Source organism: Sulfitobacter sp. W027 (genome assembly GCF_025143985.1).
Lineage (GTDB): Bacteria > Pseudomonadota > Alphaproteobacteria > Rhodobacterales > Rhodobacteraceae > Sulfitobacter.
This window is the reverse complement of the sequence record NZ_CP083564.1, coordinates 1,832,746-1,851,307: the sequence shown is the minus strand read 5'-3', so window position 1 is coordinate 1,851,307 and position 18,562 is coordinate 1,832,746. Positions and strand designations below refer to the sequence as shown.

Below are 18,562 nucleotides of genomic sequence, written 5' to 3'. Positions count from 1 at the left end.
GAAAACACTGCATCAGCACCTATGTACAAACCGTTAAGAGGGGCATGTCATGGCTGAGCTGAAGAACATCGAAGTGCGCGGTGCGCGCGAACACAATCTGAAAAACATCGACGTAGATATTCCACGGGACCAACTGGTTGTAATCACCGGGCTTTCGGGGTCTGGCAAGTCGAGCCTTGCCTTTGACACGATCTATGCCGAGGGGCAGCGCCGCTATGTGGAGTCGCTGTCAGCCTACGCGCGGCAGTTCCTCGACATGATGCAGAAACCGGATGTTGACCATATTTCCGGCCTCAGCCCGGCGATCTCTATCGAACAGAAGACGACATCGAAGAACCCCCGGTCGACAGTCGGCACGGTGACAGAGATCTACGACTATATGCGTCTGTTGTTTGCACGCGTCGGCACCCCCTATAGCCCGGCCACCGGCAAGCCTATCGAAGCACAACAGGTTCAGGACATGGTTGACCGGATCATGACCATGGAAGAGGGCACGCGCGCCTATCTTTTGGCGCCGATTATTCGTGACCGGAAGGGTGAGTATCGCAAAGAATTTGTCGAGTTGCGCAAGCAGGGCTTTCAACGCGTCAAGGTGAACGGAGAGTTCCACGACCTTGATGAACCGCCGACCTTAGACAAAAAGTTCCGCCATGACATCGACGTCGTCGTCGACCGGATCGTGGTGCGTGAAGGTCTGGAGACACGGCTGGCGGATTCGCTCCGCACTGCGCTAGACCTCGCCGATGGTATCGCCATTTTGGAAACCGCGCCGAGTGAAGGTGAGGCCGAGCGGTATACCTTCTCCGAGAAATTTGCCTGTCCGGTCAGTGGATTTACGATCCCTGAAATTGAACCGCGGTTGTTCTCATTCAACGCGCCTTTTGGCGCTTGCCCATCTTGTGATGGGCTGGGCGTCGAGCTGTTCTTTGACGAACGGCTGGTGGTGCCGGATCAGAACCTGAAAATCTATGATGGGGCGCTTGCACCTTGGCGCAAGGGGAAGTCTCCTTACTTTAAGCAAACCATCGAAGCCATTGCGAAACATTATAAATTTGACCAGAAGACCCGTTGGAAAGACCTGCCTGAGCATGTGCAAGAAGTCTTTCTGCGGGGGTCCGGTAAGGAAGAAATCACCTTCCGCTATGATGAAGGCGGGCGCGTTTACGAGGTGAAACGTGTGTTTGAAGGGGTGATCCCCAATATGCAACGGCGCTACCGCGAAACGGACAGCAATTGGGTCCGTGAGGAGTTCGAACGCTATCAAAACAACCGTCCTTGCGGCACCTGCGGCGGCTATCGTCTGCGTCCAGAAGCGCTTGCGGTGCGGATTGGCCCCGCGACGGGTACGGAGGACGAACTGCTCCACATCGGTAAGGTTGTAGAGATGTCGATCCGTGAGGCCTACGACTGGTGCAAATCTGTGCCGGAGCACCTAACGGCGCAAAAGAATGAGATTGCCCGCGCGATTCTGAAGGAAATCCGTGAGCGCCTAGGATTCCTAAATAACGTGGGTCTTGAGTATCTTACGATGTCTCGTTCAAGTGGCACATTAAGTGGCGGGGAGAGCCAGCGCATCCGGTTGGCGAGCCAGATTGGCTCTGGCCTGACTGGTGTGCTCTATGTGCTTGATGAACCGTCCATCGGCCTACACCAGCGCGATAACGACCGGCTGCTCGGCACGCTGAAAAACCTGCGCGATCAGGGCAATACGGTGATCGTCGTGGAACATGACGAAGAGGCGATCCGGGAGGCGGATTACGTCTTTGATATCGGCCCGGGGGCTGGTGTTCATGGCGGGCAGGTGGTGAGCCATGGGACACCGGAACAGGTCGCGAATGATCCAAATTCTGTGACGGGTCAGTATCTTACTGGCGTTCGTGAAATTGCTGTGCCGACAAAGCGACGCAAGGGGAACAAGAAGAAGTTGCAGGTCGTAAAGGCAACTGGCAACAACCTGCAGAACGTGACCGTGGACTTCCCGTTAGGGAAGTTTGTCTGTGTCACCGGCGTATCGGGGGGCGGCAAATCGACCCTTACCATTGAGACCTTGTTCAAGACTGCTTCGATGAACCTGAATGGGGCGCGGCAAACGCCGGCACCCTGTCAGACCATTAAGGGATTGGAACACCTCGATAAGGTTATCGATATTGACCAACGGCCCATTGGGCGGACCCCCCGTTCGAATCCAGCGACTTACACTGGGGCCTTCACTCCGATCCGGGACTGGTTCGCCGGGCTGCCGGAATCGAAGGCGCGTGGCTATAAGCCGGGGCGGTTCAGCTTTAACGTGAAGGGCGGGCGCTGCGAGGCCTGTCAAGGTGACGGGGTCATCAAGATTGAGATGCACTTCCTTCCGGATGTTTATGTGGAATGCGAGACATGCAAGGGAGCGCGCTACAACCGCGAGACTTTAGAAGTTAAATTTAAGGGCAAGAGCATTGCCGATGTCCTTGATATGACTGTGGAAGATGCGCAGACGTTCTTCGCTGCCGTACCCTCGATCCGCGAGAAGATGGACGCGCTGATGCGGGTGGGGCTGGGCTATATCAAGGTCGGCCAACAGGCGACGACGCTTTCGGGCGGTGAGGCGCAGCGTGTGAAATTGAGCAAGGAGTTGAGTAAACGCTCAACCGGTCGCACGCTCTATATCCTTGATGAGCCGACCACTGGTCTGCACTTTGAAGACGTGCGTAAGCTGTTGGAAGTGCTGCATGAACTGGTAGATCAGGGCAACTCTGTTGTGGTGATTGAGCATAACCTCGACGTGGTGAAAACTGCGGATCACATCATCGATATCGGCCCTGAGGGCGGCGATGGCGGTGGTCGGGTTGTGGCGACGGGCACGCCGGAGAAGGTCGCGGAAGTGGCCGAAAGCCATACCGGAAAATACCTCAAACCGATGTTGTACAAACAAACAAAAGTGGCGGCGGAATAACCGCCGCCACCGATTGGCTTTCCCTGCGGCGTGCTCTTATAGCACGGCGCGGGCGATGCGGATCAGCTGCAGCGTCTCATAGGCACTGTCCTGCAGCGAGATCACCTGACCGTTCAGTACTGCGTAGTTGTAGCCTTCTTCCGGCTCGGCCAGACGGTAGAGGTTGATAAGGTCCGCCTGAGTCAGCGCTGCGGTCGGAGCAACGTTAATGCCTGAGCCGATAGTCGGTACGCGGGCCAGTTCATTGATGCGCAGCAGGGCGGTGTGATCTTCGTTGCTGAGCAGAACTGGCTGACCGTCGATCAACGCGTAGCGATGACCGTCGGGCGCGGCATCGAGGTTGTAGAGTTGCGCAATCTGATTGGACTCCAGCAACAGCAGCTCGCGTTCCGTGAGTGGGTCGGCCTCAAGATAGGGTTCGCGGCGCTCTCGCAGTAGCGTGTCCAGTTCATCGTCCGAATAGCTGGCCCATTGCTCATAGGTGACGCCCTGTTTCGCCAGCCCCGGGGGAACGCAGGGCGGGTCTTTCTTGGCCAGACCGGGGGGGCAGTTGCGATAGGTGATCAGCTCGTCCTCAGGCAGGGCAGCTGCATTCAGCTCTGGCGCGGCCAGAGCCAATGCGGCTGCGCCAAGGATAACGGCCATGTCACGGCCCTCGGGTGCCGGTGTGTTGAGAAGGCGGGTTACAACGGTATCGCGGTCTTGCGTGAAGCGGTTCACGCGCTCATTAAATTCGGCACGGTCCACACCTTTGGGCAGTTTGATGTCATCGCCCTTGATCTTGACCTTATCACCGTTGATCTTGATCTTGACCTTATCGTCTTTCTTGGCCTTCTTTTCCTTGTGTTTTTCAACCTTTTTCTCGTGCTTTTCCTTCTTCTTCTCAGCCTTTTTCTCGCGCTTGTCCTTCTTCTTCTCTTTTTTGTCTTTCTTGTCCTTGCCCTTATCGTCTTTGGCGAGCCAAATCGTATCCGGGCCGCTGGCATCAAACGCGATGGCAGACTGTGCCGGAGCGAAGCCGGATCCCGCGGCGGCCAATGGGCCGGTTGCGCAGGCGGTGGTTAGGATCGTGGTAATGAGCAGGCGTCGCATCAGGTGATCTCCAAAGATTGGTTCATTCTGAAGCCAACGCCTGCCCGGGTCAGGTCGTTCCCGCGTGGGGTGGATCAGCTCAACCTTGCCAACCGCGCTTTTCGAAACGGGGCAGCATGGCGGAGAAGTCTTTGCCCTTACCGCCTTCTTCTTCGACGAAGCGGGTGTAGAGTTCCTTGGCCAGTGCGCCCATCGGTGTGTCGGCATTGGCCATTTCCGCGGCCTGTTGGGACAGCCCCAGATCTTTGAGCATCAGTTCCGCCGCGAAGCCCGGTTTGTAATCGTTGTCGGCAGGCGATTTCGGGCCAACGCCGGGGGCCGGGCAATAGGCGTTCATCGACCATGAGTAGCCGGAAGAGGTGCTAACCACGTCGAACATCCGTTCGCGGTCAAGGCCCAGTTTATCGGCCAGCGCGAAGGCCTCGCAGGTGGCGATCATCGTAGCGCCAAGGATCATGTTGTTGCAGATCTTCGCCGCTTGGCCCGCCCCTGCATCGCCGCAATGCACGGCTTTCTGACCCATGATGTCGAAAAGTGGTTTGGCCTTTTCAAATGCTGCTTCCGCGCCACCCGCCATGAAGGTGAGGGTGCCGCCCTGCGCGCCGCCAATGCCGCCGGAGACAGGCGCATCGACAAAGAGCAACCCGGCCTTCTGCGCGGCCTCGGCTGCAAAGCGCGCGCTTTCCACGTCGACGGTTGAGCAGTCGACCAGCAGCGCGCCCGGGGCCATATGGGCGATTGCTTCTTCGGCGACTTGGCGCAGAATCGCGCCGTTGGGCAGCATGGTGATAACCACATCCGCGTCCCTAACGGCGTCGGCGATGGTCTTGGCTTCGGTGACCCCTTCGGCCGTGGTGCCAGCCACGTCGTTGCCGCGCACCGTATGGCCAGCGGCGGCAAGATTGGCGGCCATCGGCCCGCCCATATTGCCTAGACCGATGAATCCGATTGTGAGATTGCTCATGAGTTTTCCTCCAACTTCAATTCGTTATCGCCCAAAGAGGCGAGCATGGCGTCGATATCAGTATGCGGTACGTTCCAATCGGCATGTTGCCAGTTGGGGCTGCGGTCCTTGTCGATGATTGCGGCGCGCACGCCTTCGATAAAATCGCCTTTTTCCAGTGACCGCGCGGTAAAGCGGTATTCCTGTGCCAGCGCCGGGACCATGCCAATGCCGGGCCCGCGCAAGCGGCGCAGCATTTCGAGCGTGCAGGCCATCGACAGCGGCGAGTTGCGGCGCAGGGTTTTCAGTGTCCCGACTGCGAAATCGCTGTCGGACATTGAAAGGGCCGCGTTGATCTTTGACAGGCTTTCGCGATTGAAGAGGTGGTCCACCTCTCCCTGAACCTCGGCCAGCTTGGACGGGGGCGGGGTGGTGGCCGCGCGGTCGAGGATGAAGGGATCGCCGTTCTCCTCCAGTTGCGCGATGAGATTGGGCCATTTGGCTTCGGGGATGAAGTAATCTGCAAAGCCCGCGTGGAGCACGTCATTCGCCCCCATCCGCGCGCCGGTGAGGCCGAGGTATTCACCCATCCGCCCCGGTGCCTGCGCCAGGAGTAGCGTGCCGCCCACATCCGGGACCAGTCCGATGCCGCATTCCGGCATGGCGATTTTGCTGCTTTCGCCCACCACGCGGTGCGAGCCATGACAGCCAATGCCAACCCCGCCGCCCATGGTGAACCCCTGCATGAAGGAGATCACCGGCTTGGGGTAGCCATGTAGCTTGTTGTTGAGCCGATACTCATCAGCCCAGAAACGGCGGGCGAAGTCGAAATCGCCGGCCTTTCCGGTCTCGTAAAGCTGTGCCACGTCACCGCCTGCGCAGAAGGCCTTCTCACCCACTGCATCCAGCACGATCACGGCAACTTCCGGATCGTTGCGCCAGTTGTCGATCGCCTTTTCGATGGCGATACACATGTCGTAGCTCAGCGCGTTAAGCGCTTTGGGCCGGGTGAGAGTGATACGGCCGGCGCGGCCTGATTTGCGGATGCTGATATCGCTCATGTCGGGCTCAGCGGTTCTTGAGCATGTCGCGGGCGACAATTACGCGCATGACCTCGTTGGTGCCTTCGAGGATTTGGTGCACGCGCAGGTCACGAACCAGTTTCTCAATTCCGTAGTCCGCTAGGTAGCCATAGCCTCCGTGTAGCTGCAGGCACTGATCGACGACCTTACTGCCAGTCTCGGTCACGAATTTCTTGGCCATCGCGCAGAATTTCGTGGCATCCGGCGCGCCAGTATCGAGCTTCCATGCGGCTTGGCGCAGGAAGGTGCGGGCGGCTTGAAGTTCGGTCTCCATATCGGCGAGGCGGAATTGCAGCCCTTGGAACTGGTCGATGCTCTGGCCGAAGGCCTTACGGTCGCCCATGTACTCCAGCGTTTTGGTCAGTGCGGTCTGCGCGGCACCGACCGAGCAGGCGGAGATGTTCAGCCGCCCGCCGTCAAGCCCGGCCATGGCGTATTTAAAGCCCTTGCCCTCTTCCCCGACAAGGTTCTCAGCCGGGATTTTGCAGTCGTCGAACTGCACCAGCGCCGTCGGTTGGCTGCGCCAGCCCATTTTGTCTTCCAGCCCGCCAAAGGACAGGCCGGGGGTGCCGTCTTCGACAAAGACGGTGGAGACACCCTTGGCCCCGTCATCCGAGGTGCGCACCATGGTGACATAGGCGTCTGAATAGCCGCCGCCCGAGATGAACGCCTTGGTGCCGTTGAGCGTGTAGCCGTCGTTGGTGCGCTCGCAGCGGGTCTTGAGCGCTGCCGCGTCTGAACCCGAGCCGGGTTCAGTCAGGCAGTAGGACAGCACCGTGTTCATGCTCAGCACGCCGGGCATGATGCGCTCTTTCATCTCGTCACTGGCGAAAGTGTCGAGCATCTTGGCGCACATATTGTGGATCGACAGGAACGCCGCGACCGAGGGGCAGGCCATAGACAGCGCCTCAAACACCAGCGTCGCATCAAGCCGTGTAAGACCAGAACCGCCGGTTTCTTCCGAGACATAGAGCCCGCCGAAGCCCAGTTCCGCGATCTGGGGCCACAACTCCTTTGGGATCGTGCCGTCTTTTTCCCACTGGTGGGCGTGCGGGGCGATATTGTCTTGGCCAAAGGCGTAGGCCATGTCGAAAATGGCGGTCTGTTCTTCGTTCAATGCGAAATCCATCGCGGCTCTCTCCCTGAATGTCTCGGTGTCCTTGGAACTGAACACTTGTTTAATTCTATCAGCCGAGCAGAGCCGCAACAAGGCTCAGAGGTCGGCGTGATATTCCTCGATCAGATGGCGGACGATGGCTTCGCCGCCTTTGCCTTCGGGGGCATCCGCCCAAATATTGCGTTGCCGGTCAGCCGATGTGCCCTCTTTGACGACATCGCGCAGGGCGCAGACTTCATCGAGACAGCCAAGCACCTCGGCGTCCTCGGCCAACAGTCCGACGATCTCTTCAAAAAGGGTGTCAAATCCCTTCATTTTCCGGTCGCCGAAGTCGATCAGGCTGTCGCTTGTGCCATACCGCTGGGCACGCCAGCGGTTTTCGGAGATCAGGAAACGATCATATTTACGCCAGCTCAGGTTCGCATCGCGCAGTCGGAGGAGCATTCGGCACAGCGCCTGCGTCAGTCCGGCCAAGCCCAGCGTATGAGCCATGCGCGGCTGCACGTCGAAAATACGGGCCTCCAGTGTCGGGTAATGAACCGACGGGCGCAGGTCCCACCAGACTTTCGACGCGTCTTCAATGATCTCTAACTCAACGAGCGTATCAGTCGTGCGTTGGTATTCCGCCCAGCTGTCAAACTGCGGTGGCAGCCCGGTGCGCGGCATGTTGTCCATCACCGCCATGCGGTAGGAGGCAAGCCCTGTGTCTTCGCCCTGCCAAAAGGGAGAGGACGCGGATAGCGCCAGCAGATGGGGCAGGAAATAAGAAAGCTGCGGCATCAGGTCGATGCGCAAATCGTCACTGTCGAGGCCGACATGGACATGCATACCGCAGATCAACATCCGCCGGGCGACGTTTTCAAGCTCGGTTTCAAGCTGGGTATAGCGTTGCTTTTCCGTGGTTTCTTGCGCCTTCCAGTCAGAGAACGGATGGCAGCCCACGGCAATCGGTGCGAGATTATGTTCGTCTGACAGATCCGCAATGGTGCGGCGCAGGCGGCGCAAGTCCTCGCGGGCCTCGGCCACATTTTCGCAGGGTTTGGTGCCAATCTCGATCTGGCAGGCAAGAAACTCGGGACTAACCTGATCTTGCAGTGCCTCGCGACAGGCGGTCATCAGAGCTCCAGGCACATCGGCCAGCGCCAATGAATCCTTATCAACGAGCAGATATTCTTCTTCGATTCCGATGGTGAACTTGGGCTGCATGGCTCTGGCCTCCGGCAGGGGCCGGCCGCCCGAAGGCGGCCGGCGGGATGGATCACTCCATCACGGGGATGGAGAACTCGCCACCCTCTTTGATGCCCGACGGCCAGCGGGCCGTTACGGTCTTAGTGCGGGTGTAGAACTTGAACGCATCCGGCCCGTGCTGGTTCAAATCGCCAAAGACGGATTTCTTCCAGCCGCCAAAGGTGTGGTAGGCCAGCGGCACCGGGATCGGCACGTTGACGCCGACCATGCCGACATTGATCCGGTTGGCAAAGTCACGTGCCGCGTCGCCGTCACGGGTAAAGATCGCGGTGCCATTGCCATACTCGTGGTCCATCGCAAGGCCGATTGCCTCTTCGTAGTCCTTGGCACGCACACAGGTCAGCACGGGGCCAAAGATTTCCTGCTTGTAGATGTCCATATCCTTGGTCGCACGGTCAAAGAGGTGCGGACCGACGAAATAGCCGTTCTCATAGCCTTGCAGTTTGAAGTCGCGCCCGTCGACGACCAGTTCCGCGCCCTGATCGATACCGGTCTGAACCAGACGTTCGATATTGGCCTTGGCGGCGGCAGTCACAACCGGGCCGTAGTCCACGTCATTGCCGGAAGTGTAGGGGCCGACTTTCAGCTTTTCGATGCGCGGCACCAGCTTTTCGATCAGACGGTCGGCGGTTTCATCCCCCACCGGCACGGCCACGGAAATCGCCATGCAGCGTTCGCCAGCAGCACCGTAGCCCGCGCCGATTAGTGCGTCGGCAGCTTGGTCCATGTCTGCGTCGGGCATGATGATCATGTGGTTCTTGGCGCCACCGAAACACTGCACGCGCTTGCCGTTGGCACAGCCAGTTGCATAGATGTATTCGGCAATCGGCGTGGAACCTACGAAACCCACCGACTGAATGACGTCATGGTGCAGGATCGCGTCGACGGCTTCTTTGTCGCCGTTCACGACCTGAATGATGCCCTTGGGCAGACCGGCTTCTTCCAGCAGTTCGGCCAGCATCAGCGGGACGGAGGGGTCACGCTCGGAAGGCTTCAGGATAAAGGCGTTGCCGCAGGCGATGGCCGGGGCGAACATCCACATCGGGATCATGGCGGGGAAGTTGAAGGGCGTGATGCCTGCCGTCACACCAAGCGCCTGACGCATGGAGTACATGTCGATGCCGGGGCCGGCGCTGTCGGTGAAATCACCTTTCAGCAGTTCGGGCGCGCCGATGCAGTATTCGACCACTTCAAGGCCACGCTGCACGTCACCGGCGGCGTCGGGCAAGGTCTTGCCGTGCTCGCGGCTCAGCGCCTCGGCCAGCTTGTCCATGTCGCGGTTTAGCAGGGAGACGAATTTCATTAGCACGCGGGCGCGGCGCTGCGGGTTGGTCGCGGCCCATTTGGGCTGGGCGGCGGCGGCGTATTCAACGGCTTTGTTCAGCTCTTCGCCATTGGCGAGCGGCACTTTCGCCTGCACTTCGCCGGTGGCGGGGTTCATTACATCGGCGAAGCGCCCGGAGGTGCCTTTGACGTGTTCGCCGTTCAGGTAATGGGTCATCTCTTGCATGATCGGATCTCCTCTATGGTTGGCGGCACGATAGCCTTGCAAAAAGCAATGTAACAGAGGAAGGATGGCAAAACCGTCTTGCATTTTTGCAAAGCACAAAGAGGGCCGTTGTATGGATCAGAACTGGGACGACCTGCGGTTGTTTCTGGCGGTCGCGCGGGAGCAAAGCCTGTCGGCCGCGGGCAAGCTCTTGCGGCTTGATCCTGCGACGCTGGGACGGCGTATGGCACGGTTGGAAAAATCCTTGCAGACCGTGCTCTTTGTGAAATCCCCGCAGGGCTACGCGCTGACGGAAGCCGGCAGCGATCTGATGCAGCGCGCCGCCAAGGTCGAACAGGCGATGCGCGCCGCCAGCGCCGGGGTGCCGGTGCAGAGTGACAGGCTGTCGGGCCAGATTCGTGTAGGTGCGCCGGACGGGGCGGCGAACTATCTCTTGCCACAGGTCTGCGCCGGCATCGCGGCGCAGAACCCGGACCTGGATGTGCAGATCATCGCCCTGCCACGGGTGTTCAACCTGTCACGGCGCGAGGCCGATATGGCGATCGGCGTCAGCGCACCCACGGCGGGGCGGTTGGTCGTGCAAAAAGTGACGGACTACAAACTGCATCTAGCCGCGGCTGACAGCTATCTCGCGCGTCATTCACCGGTCCGGTCCACTGCGGATTTAGCCGGGCATCGGATCGTTGGCTATATCCCGGATATGATCTTTGACCGAGAGTTGGATTACCTTGCCGATCTTGGTGTGAACCGGGTGGCTTTGGCATCGAACTCGGTGTCGGTGCAGGTACGAATGATCCAACAGGGCGGGGGGATTGGCGTCGCGCATGATTTCTCCCTTCCCGCCACGCCGGGCGTGCGGCGGATTCTGCCCGATCAGGTGAGCCTGACCCGCGCCTTTTATTTGATCCGGCATGTCGATGACCGCCGCAACGCACGGCTCTCGGGCTTTGCCGAGGCACTGGCGGTGGGGCTGCGGGCCGAAACCATGCGGCTTGAGGCGCTGGCCGCCGAACAGGCTGCGCCAAAAGCTTGACAGAAAAGGATTTCGCGGTGACGCTGGACCCAAGACGGCCGTTCAAAGAAGGAGGCGCCAGGTGCTGGTATCGCAGATTCTCAAGACCAAACCGGATGACAAGGTGGTCACAACCAAGCCGGGTTTGCTGATCTCCGAAGCGGCTCAGATGCTGTCGGAAAAGCGGATCGGTACGCTGGTTATCTCGACAGATGGCAAGACTCCGGATGGTATCTTGTCGGAGCGAGACATCGTGCGCGAGCTGGGCCGGCAGGGCGCTGGCTGCCTTCAGCAAACAGTCGAAAGCATCATGACGACGAAACTCGTCACCTGTAGCCGCAACGACCGCTCGGATGCGATCCTGCAGCAGATGACCACGGGGCGTTTCCGCCACATGCCGGTGCTGGAAGACGGTGAACTGGTCGGGGTGATCTCGATCGGGGACGTGGTCAAGGCGCAGTTGCAAGAGCTGTCGATGGAGAAGCAGGCCCTCGAAGGCATGATCATGGGGCGCTGAGGGCGCGCGGCCACCCGGGTTCGGCCCTGATGACGGGGCGGCACTGCTACCGCTAACCGGGTTGCGCTCGGCCCGGTGAAATGCTTGGCTATGCCGCAACGCGGCACAAATCAGGACAGTTCCATGCGCATAGGCCTTTACCCCGGCACGTTTGACCCGATCACCCTGGGTCATATCGACATCATCCGCCGCGCTGCGCGCATGGTCGACCGGCTGGTGATCGGCGTGGCCATCAACCGCGACAAGGGGCCGTTGTTCAGCCTTGAAGAACGGGTGGCGCTGATCGAGGCGGAATGTGTGGACCTGGCCGCCGAGACCGGGGTCGAGATCGTGGTGCATCCTTTTGAAAACCTGCTGATCGATTGCGCCCGCGATGTGGGGGCGCAGATCATTGTGCGCGGCCTGCGTGCGGTCTCGGACTTTGAGTATGAATTCCAGATGGTTGGCATGAATCGCCAGCTCGACGATTCGATCGAAACGGTTTTTCTGATGGCCGAGGCCACCCATCAGGCGATTGCCAGCAAACTGGTGAAAGAGATCGCGCGGTTGGATGGGGATGTCAGCAAATTCGTGACCCCTGCAGTGAACGAGGTGCTGATTGAGCGGTTTGCGCGGAAGTAGCCTCTAAAGTGGAGAACGGGCCGATTGCGGGGCGGTTCTGCGCGGTATTTTAGAAAAGGATGAAGGGGAGGGGTGTGGCGCCAAATCGGCGGCCGCGCCTTTTTCGTTAGCGGAGTTTGGCCCCCATTGCCCTGGGGGTGTCGCACATGCGCTTGGAGAAGGCCCGCTTAATAGCGTACCATGGCAGGGTGGTTTGATCGGACGGGAAGATAGCGCTTTGGTGGGCGTTGTAGAAATCGGCAGAGACCGATTTGCGATCGGTGACCGATAGCATGCCGCTAGCGGGACTCGGGTGGTTGGACAGAAAAGGGGGATGGGAGGCGCGGCGCGACTTATCGCCAGAAAGCAATCCACTCGATTAGTTCAAAGAGCTTTTTACCAAGATAGATCATATGATCCGCGCCGTAGGAATAGACGTCAAGCAGCATCAATCCGGCAATGACAAGGGCCAGCACAATGGCGATGGGGTTGGTCATGTCGCGGCTCCGGGCGGGGTTGGCCTGATATTACAGGCGCACCCCCGCCGTGCAAGCCTTAGCCCAGTTTGCCCATGGCGACGGCGACATCGGCCATGCGGACCGAGAAGGCCCATTCGTTGTCGTACCAGCCCAGAACCCGCACGGTGCGGCCAGCGACGACGATGGTCTGGTCGGGGGCGAAGATGCAGCTTTCCTCGGTGTGGTTAAAGTCGATGCTAACCTTCTGCTCGGGATCATAGGCCAACACGCGCTTCATAGAACCCTGAGCGGCGGCGCGCGCGGCGGCGTTGATCTCTTCGACGGTCACGTCGCGGCTGGCTTGGAAGGTCAGGTCCACTGCGCTGACGTTGGGCGTGGGCACGCGCATGGCGGTGCCGTCGAGTTTGCCTTTGAGCGCAGGCAGCACTTCGCCCAAAGCCTTGGCCGCCCCGGTTGAGGTGGGGATTAGCGCCATGGCAGCGGCGCGCGCACGGTAGAGGTCGTCGTGGCGGCGATCCAGCGTCGGCTGGTCACCGGTATAGCTGTGGATCGTCGTCATCAGGCCGCTCTCGATGCCCACGGCGTCATGCATGACTTTGGCCAACGGCGCGAGGCAGTTGGTTGTGCAAGATCCGTTTGAGATCATCCGGTCGGCGGCGGTCAATTGGTCGTCATTCACGCCGTAGACGATTGTCTTATCGACGTTTTTGCCCGGGGCGGAGAGAAGAACGCGTTTGGCGCCGTTCTTAAGGTGGACATTGGCCTTATTGCCGTCGTTGAACTTGCCGGTGCATTCCAGAACCACGTCACAGCCGGACCAGTCCAGCTCTTCTAGGTTATAGCTCGACATCATCTCAATGTCGTTCTGACCGAGGTTCATATAGCCGTCGTCGACTGTGATCTCGCCAGGGAAACGTCCGTGGACAGAATCGTATTTGATGAGATGCGCGGCGGTGCTGAGCGGGCCGGTGGCATTTACCTTGATCACCTCGATGTCATCGCGCCCGGAGGCTGCGATGTGGCTGAGCGTGCAGCGGCCGATGCGGCCAAATCCGTTGATGCCAACTTTGATGGTCATGGTGCATTCCTTGTCTCGGGCCACGCAATCCGGGGCCGTATGTCGGGGTCGCGCGTTCTATATCCGCGGCGGACGGTCAGGGGGAAGGGGCAAAGCCAAATGATTTCCATATGTTAGCGTTAAACCTGTATGTTAGCGGTAAAGGTGTTGGTGGCTTCAGGCTTGCCAGATGGGCTGCACATGCTACTTCGGTTGCAATACGGAAAAAGGGGCACGGAATGAGCGGTTTACTGGCACTTGTGGATGACGTGGCGGCCATCGCCAAGGTTGCGGCGGCGAGCGTTGATGACGTGATCGGGCAGGCGGCCAAGGCGGGCTCAAAGGCGGCGGGCGCGGTGATTGACGATGCGGCGGTGACGCCGAAGTACCTGCACGGGTTCAAGGCCGAGCGTGAATTGCCGGTGATCTGGAAGATCACCAAAGGATCGTTGCGCAATAAGTTGCTGTATCTGCTGCCGGCTGGACTGCTTCTAGCGAATTTCGCGCCATGGGCGATTCCACCGCTGTTGATGCTCGGCGGGGCTTATCTGTGTTTTGAGGGGGCTGAGAAGGTTGCTCATGCGCTTGGCTGGGGACACGGCCATGAGGATTACCCCGATAAGGAGAAGGTGATCGAAGACCCGGCCCATCTTGAAGAGCAAAAGGCCGCGGGGGCGATCAAGACCGACTTCATCCTTTCGGCGGAAATCATGACCATCGCGCTGTCTGCGATCCCTGAAAGCAATTTTTGGATGGAAGCGGCGACATTGGCGGCGGTGGCGGTGATGATCACGGTTGCGGTCTATGGTGCGGTCGCATTGATCGTCAAAATGGATGATCTGGGGCTGGTGATGGCAAACAAAGGCCGCTTTGCCCTGACGCGGACGTTGGGGCGCGGCTTGGTGCGCGCGATGCCCGGCTTTCTGAAGTTGCTGACGATCGTCGGTACGGCTGCGATGCTTTGGGTTGGCGGGTCGATTATTATCCACGGGCTAGAGCAAATGGGCTTTGCTGCACCTTACAACTGGATCCATGATATTGCAGTCACAGTGGGCCATGCGGTCCCCGCACAATTCGAAGGGGCCGTGGAGTGGACTACAACAGCGGCAATCGATGGCGTCTTTGGTCTGGCTCTTGGCCTGCTGCTAATTCCGGTCGGTGAGAAAATCATCACGCCGATCTGGCGAAAGGTCTTTCATAAGGCCGCAGTGTAAAACGCGGCCCTAGTGATAGGACAATAGAAAAGGGGCGACGGATGAACCGTCGCCCCTTTTTACTGTGCCGCGTGATCCGTGGATCAGAGCAAGGCCTTGGCTTTCTCAGCGACGTTCTCCGCGGTGAAGCCGAAACGCTCGAACAGTTCTTCCGCCGGGGCGGAGGCACCGAAACGGTCCATGCCGACGAAGTCCGCCTTGCCGTATTTGCCGCGCTCGCCAAAGAGCCATTGATCCCAGCCCTGACGCATGCCTGCTTCGATACCGACACGCACAGCACCCCCGGGCAGCACGCGCTTGCGATAGGCCTCGTCCTGCGCAGCGAAAAGCTCCATACAGGGCATGGAGACGACGCGGGTGCCGATGCCCTCGGCCTGCAGCAGATCGCGCGCGGCCAAGGCCACATGCACCTCAGACCCGGTGGCGATCAAGATCACCTGACGTTTGCCTTCGGCATCGGCCAGGACATAGGCGCCTTTTTCGGTGAGGTTGTTGTTCTTATGCTCCAGGCGCACGGTCGGCAGGCCCTGACGGGTCAGTGATAGAACCGACGGCGTGGTTTTAGAGGTGAAGGCGATTTCCCAAGCCTCTGCCGTTTCCACCGCATCGGCGGGGCGGAAGACGTAGGTGTTGGGTGTGGCGCGGCTGATTGCCAGATGCTCGACCGGCTGGTGGGTCGGGCCGTCTTCGCCAAGGCCGATGCTGTCATGGGTCATGACGAAGGCCGTGGGGATTTGCATCAGCGCCGCCAGACGCATCGACGGACGCGCGTAGTCGGTGAAACACATGAAGGTGCCGCCATAGGGACGGATGCCGCCGTGCAGCGCCATACCGTTCATCGCCGCCGACATGCCGTGCTCGCGGATGCCCCAGTAGACATAGCGCCCGCCGCGGTTGTCCACGTCGAAGACACCCAGATCGGAGGTCTTGGTGTTGTTCGAGCCGGTCAGGTCCGCCGAGCCGCCGACTGTTTCGGGCAGGATCGGGTTCAGCACTTCGAGGGCTTTTTCGCTGGCCGCTCGTGTTGCCATCTTGGGCGCGGAGTCGGTGATCTGCTTTTTGAAGGCTTTGACGGTGGCGCTCATCTTCTTGGGCGCTTCCAGCGCCAGCGCACGGTTGAACGTCTCGCGCTTGGCGCGGGGCATCTTGTCGAAACGCTCTTCCCAAGCGCGGCGCGCGTCGGCACCGCGTTTGCCGATCTCTTCCCATGCGGATTTCACATCCGAGGGCACTTCGAAGGGGCCAGTCGTCCAGCCATAGGCTTTTTTGGCATCCGCCATTTGATCGGCATCGGTCAAAGCGCCGTGGCCTTTCGAGGTGTCCTGTGCCGCGTGGCCCAGAGCGATATGGGTTTTGCAGGCGATCATCGTGGGCAGGTCGGAGGCTTTCGCCTCGGTCAGGGCCGCGTCGATCTCATCGGGGTTGTGGCCATCGATTTCGATCACATGCCACTGCGCGGCTTTGAAGCGCGCGACCTGATCGGTATTGTCCGACAGGGTCACCGGGCCGTCGATGGTAATGTTGTTGTTGTCCCACATCACGATGAGCTTGCTCAGTTTGTGGCGGCCTGCCAGCGTGATCGCCTCTTGGCTGACGCCTTCCATCAGGCAGCCGTCGCCGGCGATGACATAGGTGTGGTGATCCACGACCTTGGAACCATACTGCGCGCGCAGCATTTCTTCGGCCATGGCGAAGCCAACCGAATTGGCGATGCCTTGGCCTAGCGGACCGGTGGTGGTCTCAACCGCGTCGGCAAGAAAATTTTCCGGGTGGCCAGCCGTGCGTGCGCCCATTTGGCGGAAGTTCTTCAGCTCTTCGATGGGGAACTGCTCATAGCCGGTCAGGTGCAGCAGCGAATAGAGCAGCATCGAGCCGTGGCCCGCGGACAAGATGAAGCGGTCACGATCCGGCCAAAGCGGGTTGGAGGCATCGAACTTCAGGTGCTTTTCAAAAAGCACGGTGGCCACATCGGCCATGCCCATCGGCATGCCGGAATGGCCCGAATTGGCGGCGGCGACGGCATCGAGGGTCAGCGCGCGAATGGCGGTGGCCTTGGACCAGTGATCGGGGTTTGCGCGTGCGAGGGCTGTCAGATCCACGGGGCGTTCCTTTGCGGCTGTGGCAGATTGGGCCTGTGCATACCAGCGATCGGGCAAAGTTCAAGCACAACCGGGTCTTAGTGGGGTGCGCCGGACTATGTGGGGTGAACTCCGCCTTCCAAGTCGCTGAAACAAAAGGGGGGCGCAATTGGCACGGTCTTTGGCTAACATCGCGGAAACCGGCTTATGCGGGCGATTCGCGCGCGTGACATTGCACGAGACGCGCGCTATCTGCCCAGAACGGCAGCCAACAACGGGCAAAGCAGGCAAATAATGCAGCCCCTAGAGCAGGACGAACAAGGAGACTTCATGCGGATGAGTGAACTTGAAGAATATCAACGCCGCATTACGGCCGCGATGGACCGATTGGCGAAGGGGCTGGATCAGCTCAACGCCGCCCCGGCGGAGCCGGACGAGGATATCGTACAGGCGCTGGAAGATGAACGGCAGGCCAATGCCCAGCTGACTGAACGGGTGAAAGCCCTCAAAGAAAGCCACCAGGACGAATTGAATTCCCTGCGCGATCAGATGGATTTCAACAACGATCGGGTGACCCAGCTTGATATGGACGTGCAGCGTCTGCGTCAGGCGAATGAGCAGTTGTCGGCAGCCTGTGAACAGCTGCGTTTGGCCAACGCCGAAGGGCTGGCCGACCCCAAGTTGATCGACACCGCCGTGATTGCCGAGTTGGAAAGCCTGCGTGCCACCCGCGCCATTGAGATGGCCGAAATTGACGCCGTGTTGACTGCGCTGGCGCCTCTGGTCGAAGAGAGCGAGCCCGAAGCACCCGCTGAGGATGACCGCGCCGAAGAAGAACCCAAGTCAGGAGGGGCCGACTGATGCCCGAAATACGGATCACCATTGGCGGCCGCCAGTTCGAGGTCGCCTGTCAGGAAGGTGAAGAGAGCTATCTGCACGCCGCCGCAAAAATGCTGGACGATGAAGCCCGTGTGCTGAGCGATCAAGTGGGCCGCATGCCCGAGGCGCGGATGTTGCTGATGGCCGGGCTGCTTTTGGCCGACAAAACCGCCAGCGTCGAAGACCGCATCGCCGAAGTGCGCGCCGAATTGGCCGAGCGTGAGGCCGAGTTGACCAGCCTGCGCAACACCAAGATCGAGCCGGAGCGTATCGAAGTGCCTGTCGTGCCGCAGGGTGTCAAAGACACCTTGGCCGAGATCGCCGCACGGGCCGAAGCGCTGGCCGCCGAGATTGAAGAGAAGTCGGACAAATGAGAAAACTGGTCAGAGCAGCCCTCTGTGCGCTGCTCTGGGCCGCTCCTGCCGGTGCTGAGACGACCGCTTTGACCTATCTTTGTGATCGTGGAGTAGCGGTGCCGGTGGTCTATGTCCCCGATGCCGATCCCGCTGTCGCGGTGCTCTATGTCGAAGGGCGGTTGATCCATTTGCAAATCATGCCCTCCGGCTCTGGCGCGCGATATGGCTGGCCGTCGGATGGGTCATCCTATGAATGGTGGGAACATCAGGGCCGTGCGCGCCTTGGCTGGCACGAGGGGGCCAGCGACGCGGTGACGCCGATCTATACGGACTGTGTGCCGCAAGATTGACCCCATGCGGGATTGCGGCGCGGGCGGCAATATGCTCTGGGGGGCGCGAAAAGTGCCCCTTGGGCGCTGGCTCTTGCGACGCAACAATCAGGA

General features: G+C 59.9%; 17 protein-coding genes. 8 read left to right on the top strand and 9 right to left on the bottom strand.

Annotation, left to right across the window (positions count from 1 at the left end):
- Window positions 1–49 precede the first annotated feature (49 nt).
- Window positions 50–2,935 carry an excinuclease ABC subunit UvrA gene (uvrA, locus tag K3759_RS09030; RefSeq protein ID WP_259981237.1) on the top strand — a complete coding sequence of 962 codons (2,886 nt, stop codon included), beginning with the start codon at window positions 50–52 and terminating at the stop codon, window positions 2,933–2,935.
- Window positions 2,936–2,971: 36 nt separating this feature from the next.
- On the opposite strand, the gene K3759_RS09025 is transcribed toward uvrA, so the two are convergent.
- The 6 genes from K3759_RS09025 to K3759_RS09000 all read right to left on the bottom strand — a co-directional run bounded on the left by K3759_RS09025 (window position 2,972) and on the right by K3759_RS09000 (window position 9,927).
- Window positions 2,972–4,027, bottom strand: coding sequence for a transketolase (locus K3759_RS09025; protein WP_259981235.1), 1,056 nt, complete (start codon window positions 4,025–4,027; stop codon window positions 2,972–2,974).
- Between the two features lie 79 nt (window positions 4,028–4,106).
- The gene (gene mmsB / locus K3759_RS09020; RefSeq protein WP_259981234.1) at window positions 4,107–4,991 is read right to left on the bottom strand and encodes a 3-hydroxyisobutyrate dehydrogenase; all 885 of its coding nucleotides are present in this window, start codon (window positions 4,989–4,991) and stop codon (window positions 4,107–4,109) included.
- On the bottom strand, window positions 4,988–6,031 hold the full coding sequence (locus tag K3759_RS09015; RefSeq protein WP_259981232.1) for an enoyl-CoA hydratase/isomerase family protein: 1,044 nt from the start codon (window positions 6,029–6,031) through the stop codon (window positions 4,988–4,990). The genes mmsB and K3759_RS09015 overlap by 4 nt, the downstream gene beginning before the upstream one ends.
- A gap of 7 nt (window positions 6,032–6,038) precedes the next feature.
- Window positions 6,039–7,181, bottom strand: a complete 1,143-nt coding sequence (locus tag K3759_RS09010; protein WP_259981229.1) for an acyl-CoA dehydrogenase family protein — start codon at window positions 7,179–7,181, stop codon at window positions 6,039–6,041.
- Between the two features lie 84 nt (window positions 7,182–7,265).
- Window positions 7,266–8,375, bottom strand: coding sequence for a carboxylate-amine ligase (locus K3759_RS09005; RefSeq protein ID WP_259981226.1), 1,110 nt, complete (start codon window positions 8,373–8,375; stop codon window positions 7,266–7,268).
- Window positions 8,376–8,427: 52 nt separating this feature from the next.
- Window positions 8,428–9,927 (bottom strand): CoA-acylating methylmalonate-semialdehyde dehydrogenase, encoded by a 1,500-nt coding sequence (locus K3759_RS09000; protein WP_259981225.1) that lies wholly within the window; start codon window positions 9,925–9,927, stop codon window positions 8,428–8,430.
- Between the two features lie 112 nt (window positions 9,928–10,039).
- Between K3759_RS09000 and K3759_RS08995 the strand changes: the two genes are divergently transcribed.
- From K3759_RS08995 to coaD, 3 genes are all read left to right on the top strand, one after another.
- Window positions 10,040–10,960 (top strand): LysR family transcriptional regulator, encoded by a 921-nt coding sequence (locus K3759_RS08995; RefSeq protein WP_259981224.1) that lies wholly within the window; start codon window positions 10,040–10,042, stop codon window positions 10,958–10,960.
- Between the two features lie 61 nt (window positions 10,961–11,021).
- A complete protein-coding gene (locus K3759_RS08990) occupies window positions 11,022–11,456 on the top strand; it encodes a CBS domain-containing protein (RefSeq protein ID WP_259981222.1) in 435 nt (144 codons plus the stop codon).
- A 123-nt stretch (window positions 11,457–11,579) separates the two neighbouring features.
- Entirely contained in the window at window positions 11,580–12,077 is a 498-nt protein-coding gene (coaD, locus tag K3759_RS08985) for a pantetheine-phosphate adenylyltransferase (RefSeq protein ID WP_259981220.1), read from the top strand.
- Window positions 12,078–12,409: 332 nt separating this feature from the next.
- Here coaD and K3759_RS08980 read toward each other — a convergent pair whose 3' ends face one another.
- Entirely contained in the window at window positions 12,410–12,553 is a 144-nt protein-coding gene (locus tag K3759_RS08980) for a hypothetical protein (RefSeq protein WP_259981217.1), read from the bottom strand.
- Window positions 12,554–12,611: 58 nt separating this feature from the next.
- Window positions 12,612–13,613 (bottom strand): type I glyceraldehyde-3-phosphate dehydrogenase, encoded by a 1,002-nt coding sequence (gene gap / locus K3759_RS08975; RefSeq protein WP_259981215.1) that lies wholly within the window; start codon window positions 13,611–13,613, stop codon window positions 12,612–12,614.
- Between the two features lie 218 nt (window positions 13,614–13,831).
- On the opposite strand from gap, the gene K3759_RS08970 reads away from it, so the two are divergent.
- Entirely contained in the window at window positions 13,832–14,806 is a 975-nt protein-coding gene (locus K3759_RS08970) for a DUF808 domain-containing protein (RefSeq protein WP_259981214.1), read from the top strand.
- Between the two features lie 83 nt (window positions 14,807–14,889).
- Here K3759_RS08970 and tkt read toward each other — a convergent pair whose 3' ends face one another.
- The gene (tkt, locus tag K3759_RS08965) at window positions 14,890–16,905 is read right to left on the bottom strand and encodes a transketolase (protein ID WP_259981213.1); all 2,016 of its coding nucleotides are present in this window, start codon (window positions 16,903–16,905) and stop codon (window positions 14,890–14,892) included.
- A gap of 309 nt (window positions 16,906–17,214) precedes the next feature.
- Between tkt and K3759_RS08960 the strand changes: the two genes are divergently transcribed.
- From K3759_RS08960 to K3759_RS08950, 3 genes are read left to right on the top strand one after another with little or no spacing between them, the layout of a single operon-like run.
- Window positions 17,215–17,745 (top strand): hypothetical protein, encoded by a 531-nt coding sequence (locus tag K3759_RS08960; protein ID WP_259981211.1) that lies wholly within the window; start codon window positions 17,215–17,217, stop codon window positions 17,743–17,745.
- Window positions 17,745–18,137 (top strand): cell division protein ZapA, encoded by a 393-nt coding sequence (locus K3759_RS08955; protein ID WP_259981209.1) that lies wholly within the window; start codon window positions 17,745–17,747, stop codon window positions 18,135–18,137. The genes K3759_RS08960 and K3759_RS08955 overlap by 1 nt, the downstream gene beginning before the upstream one ends.
- Window positions 18,134–18,469 carry an MliC family protein gene (locus tag K3759_RS08950; RefSeq protein WP_259981208.1) on the top strand — a complete coding sequence of 112 codons (336 nt, stop codon included), beginning with the start codon at window positions 18,134–18,136 and terminating at the stop codon, window positions 18,467–18,469. The genes K3759_RS08955 and K3759_RS08950 overlap by 4 nt, the downstream gene beginning before the upstream one ends.
- The last annotated feature ends 93 nt before the right edge of the window (window positions 18,470–18,562 follow it).

Excerpts from the sequence above, each read along its gene's own strand:
- uvrA (WP_259981237.1), top strand. The coding sequence starts at position 50 with ATGGCTGAGCTGAAGAACATCGAAGTGCGCGGTGCGCGCGAACACAAT.
- K3759_RS09025 (WP_259981235.1), bottom strand. The coding sequence starts at position 4,027 with ATGCGACGCCTGCTCATTACCACGATCCTAACCACCGCCTGCGCAACC.
- mmsB (WP_259981234.1), bottom strand. The coding sequence starts at position 4,991 with ATGAGCAATCTCACAATCGGATTCATCGGTCTAGGCAATATGGGCGGG.
- K3759_RS09015 (WP_259981232.1), bottom strand. The coding sequence starts at position 6,031 with ATGAGCGATATCAGCATCCGCAAATCAGGCCGCGCCGGCCGTATCACT.
- K3759_RS09010 (WP_259981229.1), bottom strand. The coding sequence starts at position 7,181 with ATGGATTTCGCATTGAACGAAGAACAGACCGCCATTTTCGACATGGCC.
- K3759_RS09005 (WP_259981226.1), bottom strand. The coding sequence starts at position 8,375 with ATGCAGCCCAAGTTCACCATCGGAATCGAAGAAGAATATCTGCTCGTT.
- K3759_RS09000 (WP_259981225.1), bottom strand. The coding sequence starts at position 9,927 with ATGCAAGAGATGACCCATTACCTGAACGGCGAACACGTCAAAGGCACC.
- K3759_RS08995 (WP_259981224.1), top strand. The coding sequence starts at position 10,040 with ATGGATCAGAACTGGGACGACCTGCGGTTGTTTCTGGCGGTCGCGCGG.
- coaD (WP_259981220.1), top strand. The coding sequence starts at position 11,580 with ATGCGCATAGGCCTTTACCCCGGCACGTTTGACCCGATCACCCTGGGT.
- K3759_RS08980 (WP_259981217.1), bottom strand. The coding sequence starts at position 12,553 with ATGACCAACCCCATCGCCATTGTGCTGGCCCTTGTCATTGCCGGATTG.
- gap (WP_259981215.1), bottom strand. The coding sequence starts at position 13,613 with ATGACCATCAAAGTTGGCATCAACGGATTTGGCCGCATCGGCCGCTGC.
- K3759_RS08970 (WP_259981214.1), top strand. The coding sequence starts at position 13,832 with ATGAGCGGTTTACTGGCACTTGTGGATGACGTGGCGGCCATCGCCAAG.
- K3759_RS08960 (WP_259981211.1), top strand. The coding sequence starts at position 17,215 with ATGCGGATGAGTGAACTTGAAGAATATCAACGCCGCATTACGGCCGCG.
- K3759_RS08955 (WP_259981209.1), top strand. The coding sequence starts at position 17,745 with ATGCCCGAAATACGGATCACCATTGGCGGCCGCCAGTTCGAGGTCGCC.
- K3759_RS08950 (WP_259981208.1), top strand. The coding sequence starts at position 18,134 with ATGAGAAAACTGGTCAGAGCAGCCCTCTGTGCGCTGCTCTGGGCCGCT.